We start from the raw sequence: 21,471 nt of genomic DNA on the forward strand, positions 1-21,471 counted from the left end.
GAAGCGCACGGGAGAGATCGAGATTGTCGCCATCAATGACCTCGGCGACGCAAAGACCAATGCCCATCTCACGCAGTACGACACTGCCCACGGCAAGTTCCGCGGCGAAGTGAAGGTCGACGGCGACTCGATGGTCGTCGATGGCCATCGCATCAAGGTGCTCGCCGTGCGCGATCCGGCGCAGCTGCCGTGGGGCGATCTCGGCGTGGACACCGTGCTCGAGTGCACGGGCCTCTTCACGAGCAAGGCGAAGGCGGGCGCGCACCTCAAGGGCGGCGCCAAGCGCGTCATCATCTCGGCTCCGGGCGGTGAAGACGTGGACGCGACCATCGTCTACGGCGTGAACCACAACGTGCTGACCAAGGAGATGACGGTCATCTCGAACGCGTCCTGCACCACCAACTGCCTCGCTCCGGTGGCAAAGGTGCTGCACGACAATTTCGGTATCCAGCGCGGCTACATGGTCACCATCCACGCCTATACCGGCGACCAGAACACGGTCGACACGCTGCACAAGGACCTGCACCGGGCCCGCGCCGCCGCGATCAGCTCGATCCCGACCAGCACCGGGGCGGCCCGGGCGGTCGGCCTGGTGCTGCCGGAATTGAAGGGCAAGCTCGATGGCGTCGCCATTCGCGTACCCACGCCGAACGTCTCGGTGGTCGATCTAAAGATTGTGGCTTCGCGCAAGACCGACAAGGACGAGATCAATGAGGCAATGAAGCGGGCGTCAGAGCAGCAACTCAAGGGCATCCTGGCCTATACCACCGCGCCCAACGTCTCGATCGATTTCAATCACGACCCGCATTCCTCCACGCTGCACATGGACCAGACCAAGGTGCAGAACGGCACACTGGTGCGAGTAATGTCGTGGTACGACAATGAATGGGGCTTCTCCAACCGGATGGCGGACACCGCCGTGGCGATGGGGAAATTGCTCTGATTTCGCCACCTCTCAAGCGCCGACGAAGCGCTTGAAAGAGGCGCGCTTCTTATGGTGGCGAAAAATCTCATCCTGCGGGCGCCGCGCTAACGCGGCGTGTTCGATGAGTTTGCGAGATCGTCAATGACCCAGGCATTCCGCACCCTCGATGATGTCGACGTGAAGGGCAAACGCGTCTTGCTGCGCGTCGATCTGAACGTGCCGATGGAAAATGGCCGCGTCACCGACGCCACCAGGCTCGAACGCGTGAGCCCGACCATTACCGAGATCTCCGGCAAAGGCGGCAAGGTGATATTGCTGGCGCATTTCGGCCGGCCCAAGGGACGCGAGGCAAAAGATTCGCTGAAGCCTGTGGCTGACGCTCTTTCGGACGTCATCGGAAAGCCGGTTTGGTTTGCCGAAGATTGCGTCGGCGACGTCGCCCAAAAGGCTGTCGCCGCCATGAAGGATGGGGACATTCTCTGCCTGGAAAATACCCGTTTCCACAAGGAAGAAGAAAAGAACGACCCGGCATTCGTCAATGAGCTGGCGAAGCTCGGCGACATCTGGGTCAACGATGCTTTCTCGGCGGCGCATCGCGCGCACGCCTCGACCGAAGGCCTCGGCCACAGATTGCCGGCCTATGCGGGGCGGACGATGCAGGCCGAGCTCGACGCACTCGGAAAAGCGCTGGAGTCTCCAACCAAGCCGGTGATTGCGATCATCGGGGGCGCCAAGGTCTCCACCAAGATTGATCTTCTGCAAAACCTGGTCAGCAAGGTCGATGCGCTGGTGATCGGCGGCGGGATGGCCAACACCTTCCTGCATGCGCAGGGCGTCGGCATTGGGAAGTCGCTGGCGGAAAAGGAGTTGGCTGCGACGGCGCTGCGAATAATAGAGAAGGCGGATGCGGCCAATTGCGCGATCATCCTGCCGGTGGACGCCGTGGTCGCCTATCATTTCTCGGCCAACGCGCCGTCGCATGCATATGGCCTCGATGCGATCCCGGCAGATGGCATGATCCTCGACGTCGGCCCGCAATCGATCGCACGGATACACGCCGCGATTGATGACGCCGCAACGCTGGTCTGGAACGGTCCGCTCGGCGCTTTCGAGATGACCCCGTTCGACCACGGCACTGTGGCCGCCGCGAGACACGCGGCTAAGCGTACCAAAGCAAAGAAGCTGGTTTCGGTGGCCGGCGGCGGCGACACCGTGGCGGCGCTGAACCAGGCAGGCGTGGCCGGCGATTTCACCTATGTTTCGACCGCGGGCGGCGCCTTTCTCGAATGGATGGAAGGCAAGTCGCTGCCGGGCGTCCAGGTCCTGCGCAACCGTTAGCCCCAACGAATTGTTGGATGCAACACAGAGGGTGCCAAAGCCCAACGCGGAGATAGAATAGAGATGGCTCGTATCACGTTGCGTCAATTGCTGGACCACGCGGCGGAACACGATTACGGCGTGCCCGCCTTCAACATCAACAACATGGAACAGGCGCTTGCCATCATGGACGCGGCCTCCAGCGTCGACGCGCCGGTCATCATCCAGGCCTCGCGTGGCGCGCGGTCCTACGCCAATGACGTGATGCTCAAGCACATGATGGATGCGATCACCGAAATATACCCGCAGATTCCGGTTTGCGTACATCTCGATCACGGCAACGAGCCGGCCACGTGCATGACCGCGATCCAGGCCGGCTTCACTTCGGTCATGATGGACGGATCATTGAAGGCCGACGGCAAGACGCCGGGCGACTGGGATTACAACGTCGGCGTCACCAGGAAGGTCACCGACATGGCCCATCTCGGCGGCATTTCGGTGGAAGGCGAGCTCGGCGTGCTTGGTTCACTTGAAACCGGCATGGGCGACAAGGAGGATGGCCACGGTGCCGAGGGCAAACTCTCGCACGATCAGCTCCTCACCAATCCGGATGAGGCGGTCAAATTCGTCAAGGAGACCAAGGTCGACGCGCTGGCGATTGCGATGGGGACCTCGCACGGCGCCTACAAATTCACGCGCAAGCCCGACGGCGATATTCTCGCGATGAATGTGATCGAGGAGATTCACCGCAAGCTGCCCAACATGCATCTGGTGATGCACGGTTCGTCGTCGGTGCCGCAGGAGCTGCAGGAGATCATCAATGCCAATGGCGGCAAGATGAAGCCGACCTGGGGCGTACCGGTTTCGGAGATTCAACGCGGCATCAAGAACGGGGTGCGCAAGATCAACATCGATACCGACAACCGCATGGCAATGACCGGACAGATCCGCAAGGTGCTGAAGGACAATCCGGAAGAATTCGATCCGCGCAAATATCTCAAGCCCGCAATGGATGCGATGGCCAAGTTATGCAAACAGCGGCTTCAGGAATTCAATACGGCTGGCCAAGCCAGCAAGATCAAGAAAGTTCTGACCCCGGCCGAGATGGCCAGGCGGTACGTCAAGGGCGAGCTCGATCCGAAGCTCGCCTGACACGCCAAAACCAGCCTCGGCACTTGGGTGTTCGGGCCGGGTGATGCTTGGCCTCCTGGAGGAGCGACATCCAGAGAACGAACGGCGCCGGGCAATGGCAAGGTTACTTCGCAAGTTTTCTTCGCGGGTTTTCTTGCAAGTTTTCTTGGGCGGTTTTCTTCGGTATATGGTCCGATAACCGCCTGGTTTGACTTGCAATCGTTTGCTGAAGGAAACCCCCGATGAACCTCGCTGATCTAAACAAAGTCGCTCTCGCCATGGTCGCGCCGGGCAAGGGCATCCTCGCCGCCGACGAGTCCACCGGCACCATCAAGAAGCGCTTCGACGCGATCAACGTCGTCTCCACCGAGGAGAACCGCCGTGATTATCGCGAAATGCTGTTTCGAAGCAGCGAAGCCATGAGCCGATACATTTCCGGCGTCATCCTTTATGACGAGACCATCTGGCAGAATGCAAAAGACGGCACGCCGCTGGTAAAGCTCATCGAGCAAGCGGGCGCGATTCCCGGCATCAAGGTCGACGAAGGAACGCAGGCGTTGCCGGAATGTCCGGGTGAACTGGTGACCGTTGGACTCGACAAGCTCGCCGATCGTCTGAAGAAGTATTACGAGCGCGGCGCACGTTTCGCGAAATGGCGCGCTGTGATCGACATCGGCGGTGGCGCGAGGCCGATTCCATCGATGACCGCGATTCACGTCAATGCCCATGCGCTTGCGCGTTATGCGGCGCTGTGCCAGGCCGCGCAGATCGTTCCGATCGTTGAACCGGAAGTCCTGATGGACGGTGATCATGACATCGACCGCTGCTACGAAGTCACTCAGCGGGTGCTCAACAAGACATTTCAGGAACTGCGAATTCAGCGAGTCGCGCTCGAGGGCATGATCCTGAAACCCAACATGGCCGTTCCCGGCAAGAAAAGCAGTAAGCAAGTCTCGGTCGAAGAAGTTGCGGAGAAGACCGTCCGCATGCTGAAAGCTTGCGTGCCTGCGGCAGTGCCCGGCATTGCCTTTCTGTCCGGCGGGCAATCCGACGAGGAGGCCACCGCGCATCTGGATGCGATGAACCGGATCGGCGGCTTGCCCTGGCGGCTCACTTTCTCCTATGGCCGCGCCTTGCAAGCCGCGCCGCAAAAGGCATGGTCTGGCAAAGCTGAAAACGTTGCAGCAGGTCAGCGGGCCTTTGCGCACCGCGCCCGGATGAACTCGCTCGCGACCTCGGGCGAATGGAAGGCCGATCTGGAAAGAAAGGCGGCATAGGTTGGTCACCAAACCTGCCCCACTGCGCCCGGTGCCGCGGCTTTATCTCGCGACACCGGTTGTGGACGATCCGGCCTCCTTGATCGAAACGCTCCCTGCCTTACTTGCAGCGGTCGATGTCGCCGCGGTGCTGGTGCGGCTGAAACAAACCGACCAGCGCACAATGATCGCGCGTATCAAGGCTTTGGCGCCAGCGATCCAGAATAACAATGCAGCGTTGCTGCTTGATGGTCATGTCGAACTGGTCGCCCGCGCCGGCGCGGATGGCGCGCACCTCACCGGCATCGAAGCGATGCAGGAGGCGCTTCCGTCGCTCAAGCCGGACCGTATAGCAGGCGTCGGTGGATTGGCGACGCGGCATGACTCGATGGCCGCAGGCGAAGCCGGTGCGGATTACGTGCTGTTCGGCGAGCCCGATGCGAGGGGGCAGCGGCCTTCGGCCGAGGCGATTGCAGAACGTCTGGAGTGGTGGGCCGAGCTGTTCGAGCCTCCCTGCGTCGGTTTCGCGGCATCTCGTGAGCAAGCCTACGAATTTGCTGCGGCGGGGGCGGATTTCGTTCTGGTCGGCGATTTCATCTGGGAGCATCCGCGAGGCGCGACGGAGGCGTTGAGCGAGGCGGAGCAGGCGATTCGTCAGGCGCATGCCGCGATGCCGGGAAAAGCACATGCTGAACCGGGGTAGCAGCGCAACATGAAAACCCTGCGCGCGCTGTCGGTTCTGTTTTGCCTGATGTGGACGGCAAGCGCCGCGGCCCAAGTTCCGTTGACGCCTCCGGTCGCGGCAACGTCCCCCGCGCCGTCGGCCGTAAAGCCGAAAGCCAAGCCGCATGCGCCAAAGAAGCCTGTCGCTGCTGGCGCAAGTCCAAAAACAACCGCCATGCCGGGCCGACCAGCTCCGACCGTAACGACGGCCCCCGCTCCCGATGATGCGGGCGCAGATCTCGTGTTCGGCGCCTATCAGCGCGGCATGTACAAGACCGCATTCGATCTCGCGACCAAGCGGGTCCAGGAGACCGGCGATCCAAAAGCCATGACCATGCTGGGCGAGCTCTATGCCAATGCGCTGGGGGTCAAGCGCGACGAAGCAATGGCCGCCGATTGGTACAAGCGCGCCGCGGCCGCTGGCGACCGCGAAGCCATGTTCGCGCTAGCGATGTTGCGCCTCGCTGGACGCGGCGGCCCAGTGAATCATGAGGAAGCAGCGAAGTTGCTGGCCTCCTCCGCCAAACTCGGCAATCCGAAGGCGGCTTACAATCTGGCGCTGCTTTATCTTGATGGACAAAGCTTGCCGCAAGACGTCAAACGCGCGGCGGAACTGTTTCGGGTCGCCGCGGATGCCGGTAACCCCGAAGCGCAATACGCGCTCGCCACCTTCTACAAGGAGGGCACCGGCGTTCCGAAAGACATCGACAAGTCAGTGCGGCTGTTGCAGGCGGCTTCTCTCGCCGGCAATGTCGATGCCGAAGTCGAATATGCGATCGCGCTCTATAATGGCACCGGCACCCCAAAGAACGAACCGGCCGCGGTCGCCCTGCTGCGCAAGGCCGCAAAACAAAACAGCCCGATCGCGCAAAACCGCCTGGCGCGCGTGCTGGTGAGCGGCCAAGGCGTACCGACGGACATCATCGAGGGATTCAAATGGCACCTGGTCGCAAAAACCGCCGGCAAGGGTGACCCCGATCTCGACGAGGCGCTTGCCCATATCAGCCCCGAGGATCGCGCCAAGGCGGAAGCGGCGGCGCGCAGATGGCTCGGCAGCAAGTGATCCGCCCTTGACGCCACAACAACCGCAGGGCAACCCACTCAGAGCGCGCCGGCATGCCCGACACGCTCGTTGAACCCGGAATTCCCCTCCCATAGCTGACCTGATGCTCAGGTCGTCTTGAGCCGAGATCATGCTGCATTCTGCCCTTATCAACGTCATGGTCAAAGCCGCCCGACGCGCCGGCCGCAGCCTCAAACGAGACCTCGGCGAGATCGAGAACCTGCAGGTTTCGCTGAAGGGACCGGCCAACTTTGTCACCATGGCCGACAGGCGCGCGGAGGAGATGCTGCACAGCGACCTCACCAAGGCTCGCCCGGGTTATGGCTTTATCGGCGAAGAAGGCGGCACGCGGCAGGGCGACGACAAGACCCACACCTGGATTGTCGACCCGCTCGACGGCACCACCAACTTCCTGCACGGAATTCCGCAATTTGCGATTTCGATCGCCTTGCAGCGCGAGGATACGGTCATCGCGGGCGTGATCTATAATCCCGCCAACGAGGAACTTTACATCGCCGAACGCGGCAAAGGAGCCTTCCTTAACGATCAGCGGCTGCGGGTCGCGGGGCGGCGCAAACTGAGCGAATGCGTCATCGCGTGCGGCCTACCCCATATGGGGCGCGGCGATCTCGAACTCGCGCGCGCCGAGATGGTCGAAATCCAGGCCAATGTCGCTGGATTGCGCCGGTTCGGCGCGGCCTCGCTGGATATGGCTTTCCTCGCCGCCGGCCGTTTCGATGGCTATTGGGAACGCGACCTGCAGCCGTGGGACATCGCCGCCGGGCAAATCATCGTCCGCGAAGCCGGCGGCATCTTCACCGGCATCACAGGCAATGACGACGCGCTCAAGACCGGCAACGTGATCTGCGGCAACGAGTTCATCCATGACGAGCTCATGAAGATCCTCAAGCCATTGGCCAAGTAGGCTGCCAAGACGGCCCGCCTCGAATCCGATCGCAATCGGTTCTTGAGCTGTGGCTAGTCCGGCTTCGTGGAGCGCGGCCCGAAATCCACAACGCTCATCTAATCTGAAGGCAGCCGCGACAAACAGCAGCTAGGCCCAATTTAATCGTCTCGGTGCCCGGTTTCGGTCACAGGTTCCGGTCAACACACGAATCGTGGCGTATCTGATCTTTTTTCTCGCCGCCGCTGTGTCATATTGGGGACTCAGTGCGGCTCCTCGCGACGGATGACCCCGGCATGCATTCAGCCCCCTCTGCGAGCTCCAAGATGGAGATCGAACTGAACAAGCTATCCTCGCCCCGGATTTTTCTGGTGAGGATGCTGGTGTTTCTGGTGTTGTGCGCGCTGGTCACGATCGTCCTCTACAAACAGATCGTCATCGCATTTTTCGCCAATCCCGGACTTAACGCGCTGATCGGCGCAGTCCTGCTGATTGGCACCATCTTGTCGTTTCGACAGGTGATCCGGCTCTATCCGGAAGTCGCATGGGTCAACAATTTCCGCATCGCCGATCCCGGCCTTGCGATCGAACGGTACCCCACCCTACTGGCGCCGATGGCTGCGATCCTCGGCAAAGAACGCACCGGCCGCATGTCGATTTCGCAGCAGACCATGCGACATTTGCTCGACTCCATCGCCACGCGGCTGGATGAAGCCCGCGATATTTCCCGCTACATGACCGGCTTGCTTGTTTTCCTCGGGCTGCTTGGGACTTTCTGGGGCCTGATCGAGACCGTAGGCTCGGTCGGCAAGGTCATTGACGGCCTGAAAGTCGGCGGTGACGCCGGCGCGTTGTTCGACACCCTGAAGGAAGGCCTTGCCGCGCCGCTCGGTGGCATGGGCATTTCATTCTCGTCTTCGCTGTTCGGCCTCGCCGGTTCGCTCATTCTCGGTTTTCTGGATCTGCAGTCGAGCCAGGCACAGAACCGGTTCTATACCGACCTCGAAGACTGGCTCGCCTCCACGGTGCGCGAATATTCCGGCGAGACCGTTCCCCAGGCCTCAGGCGGCGAAATTCAGGCGGCGGTCGAGCGGTTGCGGCTTGCACTGGAGGAAGGTGGCGGGAGCCGCGGCACCAGTACAGCAATGGCCAATCTCGCCGAAGCGATTCAGGGTCTGGTCGCGCATATGCGGACCGAGCAGCAGATGATCCGGGAGTGGGCCGACGGTCAGGGCGAGCAGAACCGGGAAATCAAGAAGTTGCTTGATCGGCTCGCGCGCCAGCCCGAGAAAAGCTGACCACGAATTGCGATAGCGGAGACATCAATGGCCCTTGCTCGTGCACGCCGCAACGAATCCGCGTTCAATTACTGGCCGGGCTTCGTCGATGCGCTCTCGACCCTGGTGCTCTCGATCGTATTCCTCCTGTCGGTATTTCTGGTGGTGCAGTTTTTCCTCTCCCAGGAAGTCACGGGCAAAGACAAGGCACTCGAACAGCTCAATGCCAAGATCGCGCAGCTGAACGACCTGCTGTCGCTGGAGAAACTTGGCAAGATCAATCTCGACGACCAGGTTTCGCAGCTGCGCGCCGGGCTGGCTTCGGCGGAGGCCGAGCGCGATCGCGTCAAGGGCCTCTATGAAGGGCTTGCCGGCGCCGGCAATGATGCTGCCGGACGCGCCAACGAACTGAACAAGGCGCTGGATTCCGAAAAGCAGGTATCATCTCGCGCGCTCGCGCAGATCGAGGTCCTGACGCAGCAGATCAGCGCGTTGCGCCGGCAGCTCGCAGCGCTTGAGGAAGCGCTGGACGCATCGGAGAAGCGAGACAAGCAATCGCAGAGCAAAATCGCCGATCTCGGGCAGCGGCTGAACGTGGCGCTTGCACAAAGGGTGCAGGAATTGTCGCGGTATCGGTCGGAATTCTTCGGCCGTCTCCGCGCCATTCTGGGCAACCGCCCGGATATTCGCATCGTCGGCGATCGCTTCGTGTTCCAGTCCGAGGTCTTCTTCGACACGGGACAAGCGCAGTTGCTGCCCGAAGGCCGCGCCGAGCTCGACAAGCTGGCGACCGCGCTGATCGATCTCGACCACCAGATCCCGGCTGAAATCCCCTGGGTGCTGCGGGTGGACGGACACACCGACGTACGGCCGATCAGTAGCCCTGTATTCAAGTCGAACTGGGAGTTGTCGTCGGCACGCGCAATCTCGGTGGTGCAGTACCTGATCTCGCTCGGAGTACCGGCGCAGCGGCTGGTTGCCGCCGGCTTTGCCGAATTCCAGCCGCTCGACACCGCACAGACCGAAGAAGCGTATAAGCGCAACCGCCGCATCGAGCTGAAGCTGACGGAACGATGAAGGCGATGACATCGGACGCGGACGCGTCGGTATGAACGCCCGCGTTCAGTTGCGCCCATATCGTTCGGACGACGAGGACGCGACCATAACCCTGTGGCAGCGGACCTGGCAGCAAGCCTATCCTTCGATCGACTTTGCGGCGCGTGTGGCCTGGTGGCGGGCGCGCTGGCGTGATGAACTGGTGCCCAATGCAGCCATTATCGTGGCTGAGCAGGAGGGTGTCCCCGTCGGATTCGTCACCATCGACGCATCAGGCTATCTCGATCAGTTGGTGGTCGCGCCCGATCACTGGGGATCGGAGATTGCCGACCGGCTGGTTGATGAGGCCAAGCGCGCCTCGCCCGATAGAATTACGCTGCTGGTCAACACCGACAACTCCCGAGCCATCCGCTTTTACGAGCGCAACGGTTTCTCGCATGCCGGCCAGGATGTGAATCCCGCTTCCGGGCGGCCGGTGCTGAAAATGGAATGGAACGGCAGCGCGGAATAGGATTTCGAGCTAAGTGGATGCCGGTTCGCGCGAAGAAAACGGGTCAAAAGAAGAATCTACCCACGATCTAGCGTTCCGCAATTCACACGCCTTCGAATTGCAATCGCGCCAATCTGGCATAGAGACCGTTGGCGGCGGCCAGGGAAGCGTGGGTGCCCTGCTCGACGATCCGGCCCTGGTCCAACACCATGATCCGATCGCAGGACAACACCGTAGCCAGCCGATGAGCAATGACGAGCGTGGTGCGATGCTTCATCAATTCCTCCAGCGCGGTTTGCACCAGCGTTTCGCTTTCCGCATCGAGTGACGACGTCGCTTCATCGAGCAGCAACAGCGGCGCGTCCCGAAGGATCGCCCGCGCAATCGCGATCCGCTGGCGCTGGCCGCCGGACAGCGTCACACCGCGCTCGCCGAGCTGCGTCTCGAAGCCGGCGGGCAAGCGGCGGATGAATTCACTGGCATGCGCAAGATCAGCGGCGCGCTCCACCTCGTCATCGCTCGCGTCAGGCCGACCGAACCGGATGTTGTCGCGCGCGCTCGCGGCGAACACCACCGAGTCCTGCGGCACCAATGCGATCCGTGCCCGAACCTCGCGCGGATCGGCGGCGTTGATCGGAATGCCATCGAGCGATATCACGCCGCCCGAAGGATCGTAAAAACGCAGCAGCAGATGAAACAACGTGCTCTTGCCCGCGCCGGATGGTCCGACGATCGCGACCTTCTCGCCGGCGCGCACTGAAAGCGAAACGCCCTCGACCGCCCGCACATCCGGACGCGTCGGATAGGCGAAGCTGACATTCTCGAAGCTCACGTCGCCTCGGGCGGACACCGGCATCATCACCGGCGCTGGTGGGGGCGCGATAGCAGATTTCACCTGCAAAATTTCGAACAGCCGCTCGGCGGCACCCGACGCGGCCGATACCTCGCCCCAAACCTCGCTGAGCTGGCCAAGGCCCGCGGCGGCGAATGCCGCATACAGGATGAACTGCCCGAGACGGCCGGGCGTCATGGACCCGCTCAGTACGTCATTGGATCCGACCCACAGGATCGCCACCACGCTCGCAAACACGATGAAGATGATCACCGCTGTCAGCACGGCGCGAGCGCGGGTAGAGGTGCGTGCGGCCTCATAGGCCTGCTCGACCTCCCCGCCGAAGCGCGCGTTCGCCAGCCGTTCGCCGGTGTAGGCCTGAACCGTGCGGATGGCGCCGACCAATTCCGAAGCATAGGCGGTTGCATCCGCCAGCGTGTCCTGCGCATTGCGTGACAGTCGCCTGACCCAGCGCCCGAATGCGACCAGCGGAATCACGATCACGGGAATTGCGAGCAGCACGAATCCCGAAAGGCGGGGGCTCGTGAACACCATCATCCCAGTCGCGCCGATGAACAGCATCAGATTGCGGAGCGCGATGGAGACCGACGCGCCGACAGCGGACTTGATCTGGGTGGTGTCGGCGGTCAGCCGCGAAATCAATTCACCGCTGCGCGCTGAGTCGAAGAACGCCGGCGACAGCGACATGAGATGCGCGAACACGTCGCGCCGAAGATCGGCGACGATGCGCTCGCCGATGGTCATGACCAGATAGTATCGCGCGGCGCTGGCACCTGCCAGCACAGCCACCACGGCGATCATCACGCTGAAGTAGCGGTTGATCATGGCGATGCCTTCGGGAGAGAACCCGAAGTCGATCATGCGACGCACCGCGACCGGTACGATCAGCGTCGTGAGCGCCGCGATCGTCAGTGCGATGAGGGCTAGTATCGCGCGGCCGCGGTAACGGGCGACGTAGGGCGCGAGCGCCAATAGCGGTCGAAGCCGCGCGCGCTTGAGCGGCGATTCCAACAACGGCGTTTCGATCGAGGATGTCTGCGCTGACTCCACGCCGTCACCGGCAAGCTCTTTGTCAGCCCGCTGTTCAAGCCGCTCCACTGCGCTCATGAGATCTCGACCAATCGCTCCGCCCCTCCCCAGATAGGCCGCGCCGCCGGGAGAGGCAAATCCTTGGAATCTGCGGCTAATTCCGGCAGTCAGCTGGCTTGTTTCGGATGCCCTGCTGCGTTATAGAGCGCCCAAATCCGTCCCCGATACATTGACGCAGAGGCGTCGGCGCGCCGAAGGATATGCCATGAAGCCTGAAATTCATCCTAATTATCATACGATTACGGTCGTAATGACCGATGGCACCGAATACCAGACGCGCTCGACATGGGGCAAGGAAGGCGACAAGCTGAACCTCGATATCGACTCCAAGTCACATCCGGCCTGGATTGGTGGCGCCCAGCAGCTGCTCGATCGAGGCGGCCGCGTGTCGCGGTTCCAGAAGAAGTTTTCGGGCTTTCTTAAAAAGGATTAACGCCTGTTTGGCGGTTCGTGCGCGATCTGCAAACGCCTCCCTTTCGGGGCGTTTTTCGTTTGCGCGACATGGTTTGGTTTGAACGCCAGATGTGGTCACGCGCGCCAACCGACGCAAGCGGCGCCGACGCCGATGATGCAGCAGGCCGCGATCCGAAGCCGGGTCAGGCGCTCGTTGAGAAAGAGGGCTCCGAGCAGTGCCGCGAATACGACGCTGGTTTCGCGTAACGCCGAGATCGCGCCCATGGCGTTTGCCTGCATCGCCCAGATGATGGCGCCGTAAGCTGCGAGCGAGATCAGACCGCCACTGGCAGCCTTGACCGCTTCGGCAATCGGCAGCGCGAAAATTGCCCGCTTGCCGCGGACCGAATAGCAAAGCGGGAGCAGAAGAAAGAACGCGAACATGCCGCCGGTATATGCGATCCAGTTGCCGGAGGCCCGCACTCCGATGCCGTCGATCACGGTGTAAGAGGCAATGCTGATGCCGGTCGCCAATGCCCAGGGCAAGTTCATCGCGTGCAGGCGGCCCTTCGCCAACGCCAACATGAAAATGCCAATCGACACCAGGCCGATACCGATGGAGCCGAGCACGTCCATCCATTCGGCCGCAAACAAGCTGCCGCCGAGCGCGACCAGCGCCGGCGAAGACCCGCGCGCGACTGGATAGGTCTCGCCGAGATCGCCGCTGCGATACATGCGCACCAGCAGCGCGTTATAGACCAGATGAACGAGACCCGAGGCGATCACGTAGGCCGTGGCCGATGACGGCAGGCCCGCGATGGCCATCATCGCAAGGCCCGCGACACCGACCGTGATGTTCATGATCAGCATCGATTGGCCACGATCGACGCCGCCGCGCAGCAATGCGTTCCAGCTCGCGTGCAGGAACGCGGCTGAAAGTACCAGCAGGATGGAGAAAGGCGTCAGCAAGGCCGGACCATCGCCAATGACCTTGATGCCGGTTTCATGCGCCCGCCCTTAACCGGCGGCGCGGAGCGATCAAGGGGTGATATTATCGCTCGAACGCCGCCTTGAGGCGGTTGAGCTGCGGCACCAGCGGATTGCCGATCGCCGCGCGTTCGGTCACCGGCGCGTGGATGGTGGTATCGAGGCGACGGACCTTGCCTTGCAAGATCATCGACCGCGCAATCAGCTTCTGCAATTGCAGCGGGAGCTTCTCGATCATTTCTTCCGGGCCGGGATCGGCGGCGCTCAGCCTGACCTTGGTCTTTTCACGATTGGCCTGGGTCAGCGTCATCTCACCTTCCTTGACGGCACGATGAAGCAGCAGCCAGGACGCCAGTTGCATCAGCCGGGTGGTCAGCCGCATGCTTTCGGTCGCGTAAATGAGGCTGACGGATCGCTCCAGCGCCTTGGCGTCGGTGCGTCCCGCCCCGTCCAGATAGGCGGCGGTTTCTTCAACGAGGTCCATGCCCTCCCGGAACAAACTGCCGAACGCCGCGGAATTGGTAAGCCGTTCGCTGAATTGCACGAGGGCTGTTTCGCCTTGCGAGCGATCCGACATGGTTTAAGGCCTCACGCCACTGTTTACGCAGCCCACGCGTTGTGAACGCGCGGGCTTATGATGAACAAATCATTGCGCGCGGCGGCGGGAGAGTCCAGCCGCAACCTTGAATATGGTTTCCAGCCGGGTGAGGTGACGCCCAAAAAAAGAGCCGCCGTTACCGGCGGCTTTTAAAAGTTGATAACAGGGAGGCGTCAAACAGAGTGACAGGAGCCACTCGGTGTCCAAACGAGGACAATACAGGTCATAGAAGGGAAAGCTTAATGGATGGTAAATGAATCAACTTTTTCAGTTTTCGTTTGCCATGTCGGCCACTGGCCGAGTCGGCGTCGATGCACTCTCGTTCATATTGCTAGCTCATGAACACAGCCCGCCTTGACGGCAGACTCTTCGGGCGCGTCCCGCGAAAGATCGTCTGGCATCGCTTACGTTTTGAAAAAGCTGTTCGCCGCGTCCTTTGAAGCGCGCTTCTTGCTCATCGCCGCCTGCAGTCGCTCGATCTCCGACGTCATCAGCGCGATCCGTTCGGCAAGTTCCTCGACCGAGAGTAGCGACAGATCCTGCCCGATCTCGTGAGTGACTTTTTTCCTCGGTTTATCGTCATCCTCAATCGCCATGCGTGCTCCTTGGTCCTCGAGGGCTCCAGAGGCGGTTGCCAGCGCGAGCGCCGCTGGCTAATCAGATGGCTCTTCGTTCCCGCGTTTCGCAAGGACAAACCATGGAAAAGCTGCCCGCGCAAATGACCGTCATCGGCATCAGCAAGCCGGGCGGCCCCGAGGTTCTTGTGCCGGAAACCCGTCCCGTGCCAACGCCCGGCGCGGGAGAAATCCTCATCAAGGTCGCAGCCGGCGGCGTCAATCGCCCGGATGTGGCGCAGCGGTCCGGCTCCTATCCGCCGCCGCCCGGCGCCAGCGATTTGCCAGGCCTCGAGGTGGCGGGCGAAGTTGTCGCACTCGGCACGGGGACGGTCAGGCACAAGCTCGGCGACAAGGTGATGTCGCTGGTCGCAGGCGGCGGCTACGCCCAATATTGCATCGCCCAGGATGCCCAGGCGATGGCAGTACCCCCGACGCTGTCAATGTTGGAAGCAGGCGCGATTCCTGAAACGCTGATGACGGTCTGGCACAATGTGTTCGAGCGCGGCGCGCTGAAGCCCGGGGAGACGCTTCTGATCCATGGCGGATCATCCGGAATTGGCACCATGGCCATCCAGCTCGCCAAAGCGTTCGGCTCGAAGGTGATCGTCACGGTGGGCTCGCAGCAGAAGGCCGATGCCTGCCTGAAGCTCGGGGCTGATCGCGCCATCAACTACAAGACGCAAGACTTCGTCGCGGAAGTAAAAACCGCAACCGGCGGCATCGGCGTCGAGGTCGTTCTCGACATGGTCGGCGGCGATTACATCGAGCGCAATTACGACGCGGCGGCGGTCGATGGCCGCGTCGTTCAGATCGCGCTGCTTGGAGGGCCAAAGGCAAACGTCAATTTTGCCAAGCTGATGATGAAAAGGCTCCACCACACGGGTTCGACGCTGCGGCCCCGTAGTAATGCGGACAAGGCCGCGATGGTCGCCGCGATCGAAGCCAAGGTGATGCCGCTGTTGCGCGAGGGACGCGTAAAGCCCCTGATGGACAGTACATTCCCGCTTCAAAAAGCGGCCGACGCGCACCGGCGGATGGAGACCAGCGAACATATTGGCAAAATTGTGTTAGCAGTTTAACGCTCGCGAGCGAAGCGCGGGCGGAAACCCTTTGAATTGCTTCGCTTTCATGTCATTTATCCGACCACCGGATTCTGCTTCGTCCGGAAACGTTGGCGATTGCGGAGAACCGACATTGCGTCTGATCAGGTGCCTTGCGCTGCTCGCGCTGGGCCTCGTGATTTTTTCCGCGGCGCAGCCGGCGCGCGCGATCGACGCCGTCAGCGTCCGCAGCGACGCGCCCGCCATCGACCTCACTGCTGTGCTTGATCACCAACGCAGCGAAACGGACCGTATCCAGGTATCCACCGCGCCCGGCACCGACGGTATCGTTCGCCGCATCGAGGTCCGCGCGCGCGAAGGCGGACAGAACTGGGTGGTATTCGCGCTCGCGAACAACACTGACGACCAGCTCGATCGACTGATCGTCGCACCGCATTACCGTATCGTGTCCTCGGGACTTCTGTGGCCCGATCTCGGGATGTCGCGTATTTCGACCATCACGCCCTCCAGCGGCGATCGGCCGGAGCGCCAGGACAGCGCAACCGCTGACATCTTCCGCATCACCCTTGATCCCGGCGCCGTCATCACTTTTGTTGCCGAATTGCGGACGGATAAGTTGCCGCAGCTCTATCTTTGGGAGCCGGACGCCTACAAGGACAAGGTCAATTCGTTCACGCTGTACCAAGGCATCGTGATCGGAATTTCCGGATTGTTGGCGTTGGTGCTGACCATCCTGTTCGTGGTCAAGGGCAGCATCATGTTTCCCGCCGCCGCCGCGCTGGCATGGGCTGTGCTGGTTTATATCGGCGTCGATTTCGGGTTCTGGGGCAAGGTGCTCGACATGTCGAACAACGCCGAGCGCGTGTGGCGCGCCGGCGGTGAAGCGATCTTGGCCGCAACGCTGTTGGTGTTCCTGTTCGCTTATCTCAATCTCAGCCGCTGGCACGTACGTTATTCTCACATCACGGTCGGGTGGCTCGCGTTTCTCGGTTCGCTGGTGGCGCTAGCATTGTTCGATCCCGCGGTAGCTTCGGGCATTGCCCGCATCTCGCTGGTGTTGATCGCGTTCGCCGGTTTCGCACTGATCGTCTATCTCTCCACTCACGGTTTCGATCGCGCGGTGCTTTTGATCCCGACCTGGTTTTTGCTTGTGGTCTGGGTGATTGCAGCCGGACTGACGGTCGCGGGCAGCGTCACCAACGATATCGTCGGCCCGGCCTTGCTCGGTGGCCTGGTGCTGATTGTGATGCTGATCGGCTTCACCGTGATGCAGCACGCCTTTGCTGGTGGCGGTGCGACTACCGGGGTGGTCTCCGATATCGAGCGCCGAGCGCTGGCGCTGACCGGCTCCGGCGATCTGATCTGGGACTGGGACGTCTCGGCGGACAAGGTGTTTACCAGCCCAGAGACCGAAAGCCTGCTCGGCTTGAAGCGCGGCGCGCTGGAAGGGCCAGCCGCCAAATGGCTCGAGGTGCTGCATCCGCTCGATCAGGACCGCTTCCGGGCCGCACTCGACAGCGTACTCGACCAGCGCCGCGGCCGACTGGTGCAGGACTTCCGGCTGCGCACGCCCGACGGCCACTTCATGTGGTTTGCGCTGAAAGCACGTCCGGTGGTTGGCTCTGACGGAGAGGTCTCCCGCGTGGTCGGCACCCTGACCGACGTCACCGAAATCAAGAACGCCGAAGAGCGCATGCTGCACGATTCGGTGCATGACAATCTCACCGGTCTGCCGAACCGAAAATTGTTTATGGATCGCCTTGGCGCGGTGGCCAATTTTTCGAAAACGATGCCGAACCTGCGCCCGACGCTGATGGTGATCGACCTCGACCGTTTCAAGCAGGTCAACGACTCCGTCGGCATAGCGGTCGGCGATTCAATCCTGCTGACGCTGGCGCGCCGGCTCACCCGCATCCTCAAGCCGCAGGACACGCTGGCACGGCTCGCAGGCGACCAGTTCGGCCTGATCCTGATGTCGGAACAGGATCCCGGGCGCATCACCGCTTTCGCCGAGACGATACGCAAGACCATCCGCGCGCCAATCGCCTTCAACGATCGCGAAATTTTCCTGACCGCCTCGATCGGGCTGGCGCTCAGCGATCCGCAGGCTCAACTCTCCGACGAGATCATCAAAGACGCCGAGCTTGCGATGTATCATTCCAAGCGGATCGGCGGCGATCGCATCGACGTCTACAAGCCGGTGATGCGCGCGCGCAAGACCGATCGGCTGACCCTGGAATCGGAATTGCGCCGCGCCATCGAGCGGGAGGAAATCACGATCCTGTATCAACCGATCGTCCGGCTGGAGGATCGTTCGATCGCGGGATTCGAGGCCTTGGCGCGCTGGGATCATCCCAAGCTCGGGCGAATGTCTCCGGTTGAATTTATCGCGATCGCCGAGGAAATCGGCCTGATCGTCGATCTCGGCATGTTCGTGCTGGACCGCACCGCCCGGCAGCTCGCGATCTGGCAACGCGCGATGCGTTCGCGGGAGCCGATCTTTGCAAGCGTCAACGTATCTTCGCGGCAGTTGCTGCGGCACGACTTGATCCATGACGTCCGCACTGTATTGTCGCGCTCGTCAGTGGCGCGGGGCACGCTGAAGCTTGAATTGACGGAATCGCTGGTAATGGAGAATCCGGAACACGCGGCGCAGATGCTGACCCGGATTCGCGAACTCGGCACCGGTCTCTCACTTGATGACTTCGGCACCGGCCATTCCTCACTGGCCTATCTGCAACGCTTTCCCTTCGACACCATCAAGATTGACCAATCGTTCGTGCGCACCACCAGCCGCGGCACCCGGCCGGTGATCCTGAAATCGATCATTGCGATGGCGCATGATCTCGGGATGGATGTGGTGGCGGAAGGCGCGGAAACCGATTCCGACGCGGTGGAACTTTATCACCTTGGCTGCGAATACGCCCAAGGATTTGCGTTCGGCGAGCCGATGGATGCCGATGCTGCGATGCGGCTCCTCAGTGAAGAGCGGCTCGAACCGGCGAGTTGATCGAAAACGATCATCGACCAAGCAGCGGTCCTCAACCTCCAGTTGTTATTAAGGTCCCATTCATCCGCGAAGGCGTACGAGCCCGTATCGGCGATGCGAACTGAACCAACAGGAGACGAAATGCGTACAATTAGATCAATCCCGGCTTTAACGCTCATGGCATCACTGGCTGCCGGAATGCTTCTGGTGATCGCACCTGAGAACGCCGTCGCCCGAGATGGTGACCGTCACAGCGATCACAATGGACACGATGATCATCGCGATCGCGCCAGCAGTGATCGCAATGATCATAACAGCGGAATGAAGCACCGTGATTCCAGCAAAGTTCACAGCAGTGAAGGGACGGACCGCCACAAGTCCTCGCAAAAGGGCAAAAACCAACCGGTCGCGATGAGCGGCGGCAAAAAGCTGCCACCGAACAACGTCACCGTGTCAAACGGCCTTGTTAAACTCAACATCCCGAATACGGCGTACGGCTTGACTGCCACGCCGAACAAGGACGGCACCATCACCGTTTCCAACGGCAATCCCAGCCAGTCCGTTACGTTGCCCGGCACCCTGCTGACTCTTAGGGGCGCCACTCTCAATAGCCTGGGCGGTGGAGAAGGAATGCAGTTGAAGCGTTTGGCCGACGGAAGCTTCGCCGCAACGCACGTCGTGACAGCCGCTCCGCCCGCACCGGCTCCTAAGCCCGGTCCCAAGCCGGCGGACACGGGCAGCGTGACAGGGGGCGCCAGCGTCAGTGATGTCGGAAAGGGCGTCGTGGGACTCGGCAAGGACACCCTCAATGGGCTCAAGGATGTTGGCGAAGGTTTCATCAGCATCGGTTCACCGAAACCCGGCACGTCAGGCGCGGGCGAACCCAAGACATCGACATCGGTCCAGCAGTAGAAATTTCGCTGCAGCATCGTGAGACAAGGAACGGGATCGCAACGACGCGGTCCCGTTTGCTTTTAGAAAAACAACTGGCCCCGGCCTCATCCGGAGCAAACTGTGAGCAGCTTTTGGTCGCGTTCCCGTATCCGTCAACGCGGAGACGACGTGGTGATGGAGTTTGCCTATGACCACGGTTCGAGACGCGCGAAGCTTGCCGCGCTCGCCATGAGGATCTCGGACGCTAGCTTGGCTTCATCTTCTTGAACCGCACAGCGTTGCCGTCCGGCTGGCGGGTCGCGATATAGCCGCCCGACAGGCAAGCTTCGCGTTGTGGCATCTTCTCTTGCGGGCTGCGCAACGTCTCCCACCACGAGGCGCGCTGGGCGGCGCGGGGTAGCGGAGCGTCGATGATCTCCTCGATCTGCTGAAAACTCAGGACAAATTCAGGAAGCTTCTGCTTCTTCAGATAATCTCGCAGAGCGTCGTAGTCGTTCACTTTTATCCTCGGCAAAAGTACCGCTCCGAAGCCGTCGCTTATCGACGTCGAAATACAGCGATCGACGCAGGGCTATTTCGAAGAGTATCTTCTTAATTCCTCGCGCAGCTCGTCGCGTAAATCGGGCCGCGCCATGCCAAACGCGATGTTGGCGCGCAGGAAACCCGATTTCGAGCCGCAATCGTGCCGCTCGCCTTCGAACTCCACGCCATAGAAACTCTGGAGCTTTGCGAGCCCGATCATGGCGTCGGTAAGCTGGATTTCACCGCCGGCGCCACGCTCGTGCTTTTCCAGGATTTTGAAGATTTCGGGCTGAAGGATATAGCGGCCGGTGATCGAGAGGTTTGAGGGCGCGGTGCCCTTGGCCGGCTTCTCCACCATGCCGTCGATCTCGAATATGTTGCCGTCGCGCTTGCCGACACCACAGATTCCGTATTGATGCGTTCGATCGGGCGGCACTTCCTCGACTGCGATCAAGTTGGATTGCTCGCCGAGCTTGCCGGCGGCTTGGATCATTTGTTTCAGGCAACCCGGCGTGTTGAGCACGAGTTCGTCCGGCAGCAATACCGCGAACGGCTCGTTGCCCACAATATCGCGCGCGCACCAAACTGCATGACCGAGACCAAGCGGCGACTGCTGTCGGGTGAAGCTCATCGCGCCGGCTTCGGGCTGATCGCGCGCCAATATCTCCATCTCAGCCTTCTTGCCGCGGGCCTGAAGGGTGGTATCAAGCTCGTACATGCGGTCGAAATGGTCCTCGATCACCCCCTTGTTGCGGCCGGTAACGAAGATGAAATGTTCGATGCCGGCCTCCTTGGCTTCGTCGACGACGTACTGGATCAGCGGCTTGTCCACGATAGTCAGCATTTCCTTTGGCATCGCCTTGGTGGCGGGCAGGACGCGGGTGCCGAGGCCGGCGACCGGGAATACGGCTTTACGGATCTTCATGGGGATTGTCGGGCTGCCTTGAGAGAGTGCGATGGGCACGTGATATGCTGGCATCTTGGTAACCTGTTTGGATGTGCCAACAAAGCGCGATGTGAACGTACGACCCTGTGAGCCGGCGAATATATCTGCTCGCGCGGCCGACCTCGCGTTGCCGTCGAAACCCGGTTCCATAAGCAGAATTTCCGACACCAAAATCTCGCCTTTGTTAAGCTATTGGAAACCGAGAGGAGGCCTCTTGAAGACGCGGCTACTCGTGTTGGCGGGGATTTAGGGCAAGGCACGGACATGTGGGACAGGCGGCTCAGTTTGGTGGCTGTTGCGGCAGTGCTGCTGGCGTTTAGCAGCGCGGATACGGCGCACGCGCAGTTCACGAGTGGTACTGGCCTCGCATTTCTCGATAA

The 21,471-nt window shown here is 61.3% G+C and carries 21 protein-coding genes; 14 read left to right on the forward strand and 7 right to left on the reverse strand.

Going from position 1 to position 21,471, the window contains the following annotated elements; all coding sequences use genetic code 11:
- The 10 genes from gap to VJV58_RS08855 form a co-directional block, all read left to right on the forward strand.
- On the forward strand, window positions 1–943 hold a 943-nt coding region (gene gap / locus VJV58_RS08810), incomplete at its 5' end, for a type I glyceraldehyde-3-phosphate dehydrogenase (RefSeq protein WP_324136956.1).
- 123 nt (window positions 944–1,066) lie between these two features.
- Window positions 1,067–2,263 carry a phosphoglycerate kinase gene (locus VJV58_RS08815; protein ID WP_324136957.1) on the forward strand — a complete coding sequence of 399 codons (1,197 nt, stop codon included), beginning with the start codon at window positions 1,067–1,069 and terminating at the stop codon, window positions 2,261–2,263.
- A 63-nt stretch (window positions 2,264–2,326) separates the two neighbouring features.
- Window positions 2,327–3,394 carry a class II fructose-bisphosphate aldolase gene (fba, locus tag VJV58_RS08820; protein WP_324136958.1) on the forward strand — a complete coding sequence of 356 codons (1,068 nt, stop codon included), beginning with the start codon at window positions 2,327–2,329 and terminating at the stop codon, window positions 3,392–3,394.
- A 221-nt stretch (window positions 3,395–3,615) separates the two neighbouring features.
- Entirely contained in the window at window positions 3,616–4,650 is a 1,035-nt protein-coding gene (locus VJV58_RS08825) for a class I fructose-bisphosphate aldolase (protein WP_324136959.1), read from the forward strand.
- 1 nt (window position 4,651) lies between these two features.
- A complete protein-coding gene (locus VJV58_RS08830; RefSeq protein WP_324136960.1) occupies window positions 4,652–5,332 on the forward strand; it encodes a thiamine phosphate synthase in 681 nt (226 codons plus the stop codon).
- Between the two features lie 9 nt (window positions 5,333–5,341).
- Complete coding sequence (locus tag VJV58_RS08835; protein ID WP_324136961.1) at window positions 5,342–6,415, forward strand: HcpA family protein; 1,074 nt, start codon at window positions 5,342–5,344, stop codon at window positions 6,413–6,415.
- A gap of 130 nt (window positions 6,416–6,545) precedes the next feature.
- Window positions 6,546–7,340, forward strand: coding sequence for an inositol monophosphatase family protein (locus VJV58_RS08840; RefSeq protein ID WP_324136962.1), 795 nt, complete (start codon window positions 6,546–6,548; stop codon window positions 7,338–7,340).
- 275 nt (window positions 7,341–7,615) lie between these two features.
- Window positions 7,616–8,617, forward strand: coding sequence for a flagellar motor protein MotA (locus tag VJV58_RS08845; RefSeq protein WP_324136963.1), 1,002 nt, complete (start codon window positions 7,616–7,618; stop codon window positions 8,615–8,617).
- A 27-nt stretch (window positions 8,618–8,644) separates the two neighbouring features.
- On the forward strand, window positions 8,645–9,673 hold the full coding sequence (locus VJV58_RS08850; protein ID WP_324136964.1) for a peptidoglycan -binding protein: 1,029 nt from the start codon (window positions 8,645–8,647) through the stop codon (window positions 9,671–9,673).
- A gap of 31 nt (window positions 9,674–9,704) precedes the next feature.
- Window positions 9,705–10,163: a GNAT family N-acetyltransferase gene (locus VJV58_RS08855; protein ID WP_324136965.1), complete on the forward strand. Its 459-nt coding sequence runs from the start codon at window positions 9,705–9,707 to the stop codon at window positions 10,161–10,163.
- An 82-nt stretch (window positions 10,164–10,245) separates the two neighbouring features.
- On the opposite strand, the gene VJV58_RS08860 is transcribed toward VJV58_RS08855, so the two are convergent.
- Window positions 10,246–12,102 carry an ABC transporter transmembrane domain-containing protein gene (locus VJV58_RS08860; RefSeq protein WP_324136966.1) on the reverse strand — a complete coding sequence of 619 codons (1,857 nt, stop codon included), beginning with the start codon at window positions 12,100–12,102 and terminating at the stop codon, window positions 10,246–10,248.
- A gap of 187 nt (window positions 12,103–12,289) precedes the next feature.
- On the opposite strand from VJV58_RS08860, the gene rpmE reads away from it, so the two are divergent.
- On the forward strand, window positions 12,290–12,517 hold the full coding sequence (gene rpmE, locus VJV58_RS08865; protein WP_324136967.1) for a 50S ribosomal protein L31: 228 nt from the start codon (window positions 12,290–12,292) through the stop codon (window positions 12,515–12,517).
- Between the two features lie 95 nt (window positions 12,518–12,612).
- Here rpmE and VJV58_RS08870 read toward each other — a convergent pair whose 3' ends face one another.
- The 3 genes from VJV58_RS08870 to VJV58_RS08880 all read right to left on the reverse strand — a co-directional run bounded on the left by VJV58_RS08870 (window position 12,613) and on the right by VJV58_RS08880 (window position 14,658).
- Window positions 12,613–13,446, reverse strand: a complete 834-nt coding sequence (locus tag VJV58_RS08870) for a DMT family transporter (protein ID WP_324136968.1) — start codon at window positions 13,444–13,446, stop codon at window positions 12,613–12,615.
- 82 nt (window positions 13,447–13,528) lie between these two features.
- Window positions 13,529–14,041 carry a DUF1465 family protein gene (locus VJV58_RS08875; RefSeq protein ID WP_324136969.1) on the reverse strand — a complete coding sequence of 171 codons (513 nt, stop codon included), beginning with the start codon at window positions 14,039–14,041 and terminating at the stop codon, window positions 13,529–13,531.
- 425 nt (window positions 14,042–14,466) lie between these two features.
- Window positions 14,467–14,658: a DUF1192 domain-containing protein gene (locus VJV58_RS08880; protein WP_324136970.1), complete on the reverse strand. Its 192-nt coding sequence runs from the start codon at window positions 14,656–14,658 to the stop codon at window positions 14,467–14,469.
- A 101-nt stretch (window positions 14,659–14,759) separates the two neighbouring features.
- Here VJV58_RS08880 and VJV58_RS08885 point away from each other — a divergent pair, with 101 nt between their 5' ends.
- Complete coding sequence (locus tag VJV58_RS08885; protein WP_324136971.1) at window positions 14,760–15,758, forward strand: NAD(P)H-quinone oxidoreductase; 999 nt, start codon at window positions 14,760–14,762, stop codon at window positions 15,756–15,758.
- A 115-nt stretch (window positions 15,759–15,873) separates the two neighbouring features.
- Window positions 15,874–18,750, forward strand: coding sequence for an EAL domain-containing protein (locus VJV58_RS08890; protein ID WP_324136972.1), 2,877 nt, complete (start codon window positions 15,874–15,876; stop codon window positions 18,748–18,750).
- A gap of 162 nt (window positions 18,751–18,912) precedes the next feature.
- Here the strand turns inward: VJV58_RS08890 and VJV58_RS08895 are convergent, their stop codons facing one another.
- Window positions 18,913–19,041 (reverse strand): hypothetical protein, encoded by a 129-nt coding sequence (locus VJV58_RS08895; RefSeq protein WP_324136973.1) that lies wholly within the window; start codon window positions 19,039–19,041, stop codon window positions 18,913–18,915.
- Window positions 19,042–19,050: 9 nt separating this feature from the next.
- Here VJV58_RS08895 and VJV58_RS08900 point away from each other — a divergent pair, with 9 nt between their 5' ends.
- Window positions 19,051–19,641, forward strand: a complete 591-nt coding sequence (locus VJV58_RS08900; RefSeq protein ID WP_324136974.1) for a hypothetical protein — start codon at window positions 19,051–19,053, stop codon at window positions 19,639–19,641.
- A 226-nt stretch (window positions 19,642–19,867) separates the two neighbouring features.
- Here VJV58_RS08900 and VJV58_RS08905 read toward each other — a convergent pair whose 3' ends face one another.
- Complete coding sequence (locus VJV58_RS08905; protein WP_324136975.1) at window positions 19,868–20,122, reverse strand: hypothetical protein; 255 nt, start codon at window positions 20,120–20,122, stop codon at window positions 19,868–19,870.
- Between the two features lie 72 nt (window positions 20,123–20,194).
- Window positions 20,195–21,070 carry a UTP--glucose-1-phosphate uridylyltransferase GalU gene (gene galU / locus VJV58_RS08910; RefSeq protein ID WP_324136976.1) on the reverse strand — a complete coding sequence of 292 codons (876 nt, stop codon included), beginning with the start codon at window positions 21,068–21,070 and terminating at the stop codon, window positions 20,195–20,197.
- Between the last annotated feature and the right edge of the window lie 401 nt (window positions 21,071–21,471).

This window comes from Bradyrhizobium sp., assembly GCF_035273305.1.
Taxonomy (GTDB): domain Bacteria; phylum Pseudomonadota; class Alphaproteobacteria; order Rhizobiales; family Xanthobacteraceae; genus Bradyrhizobium.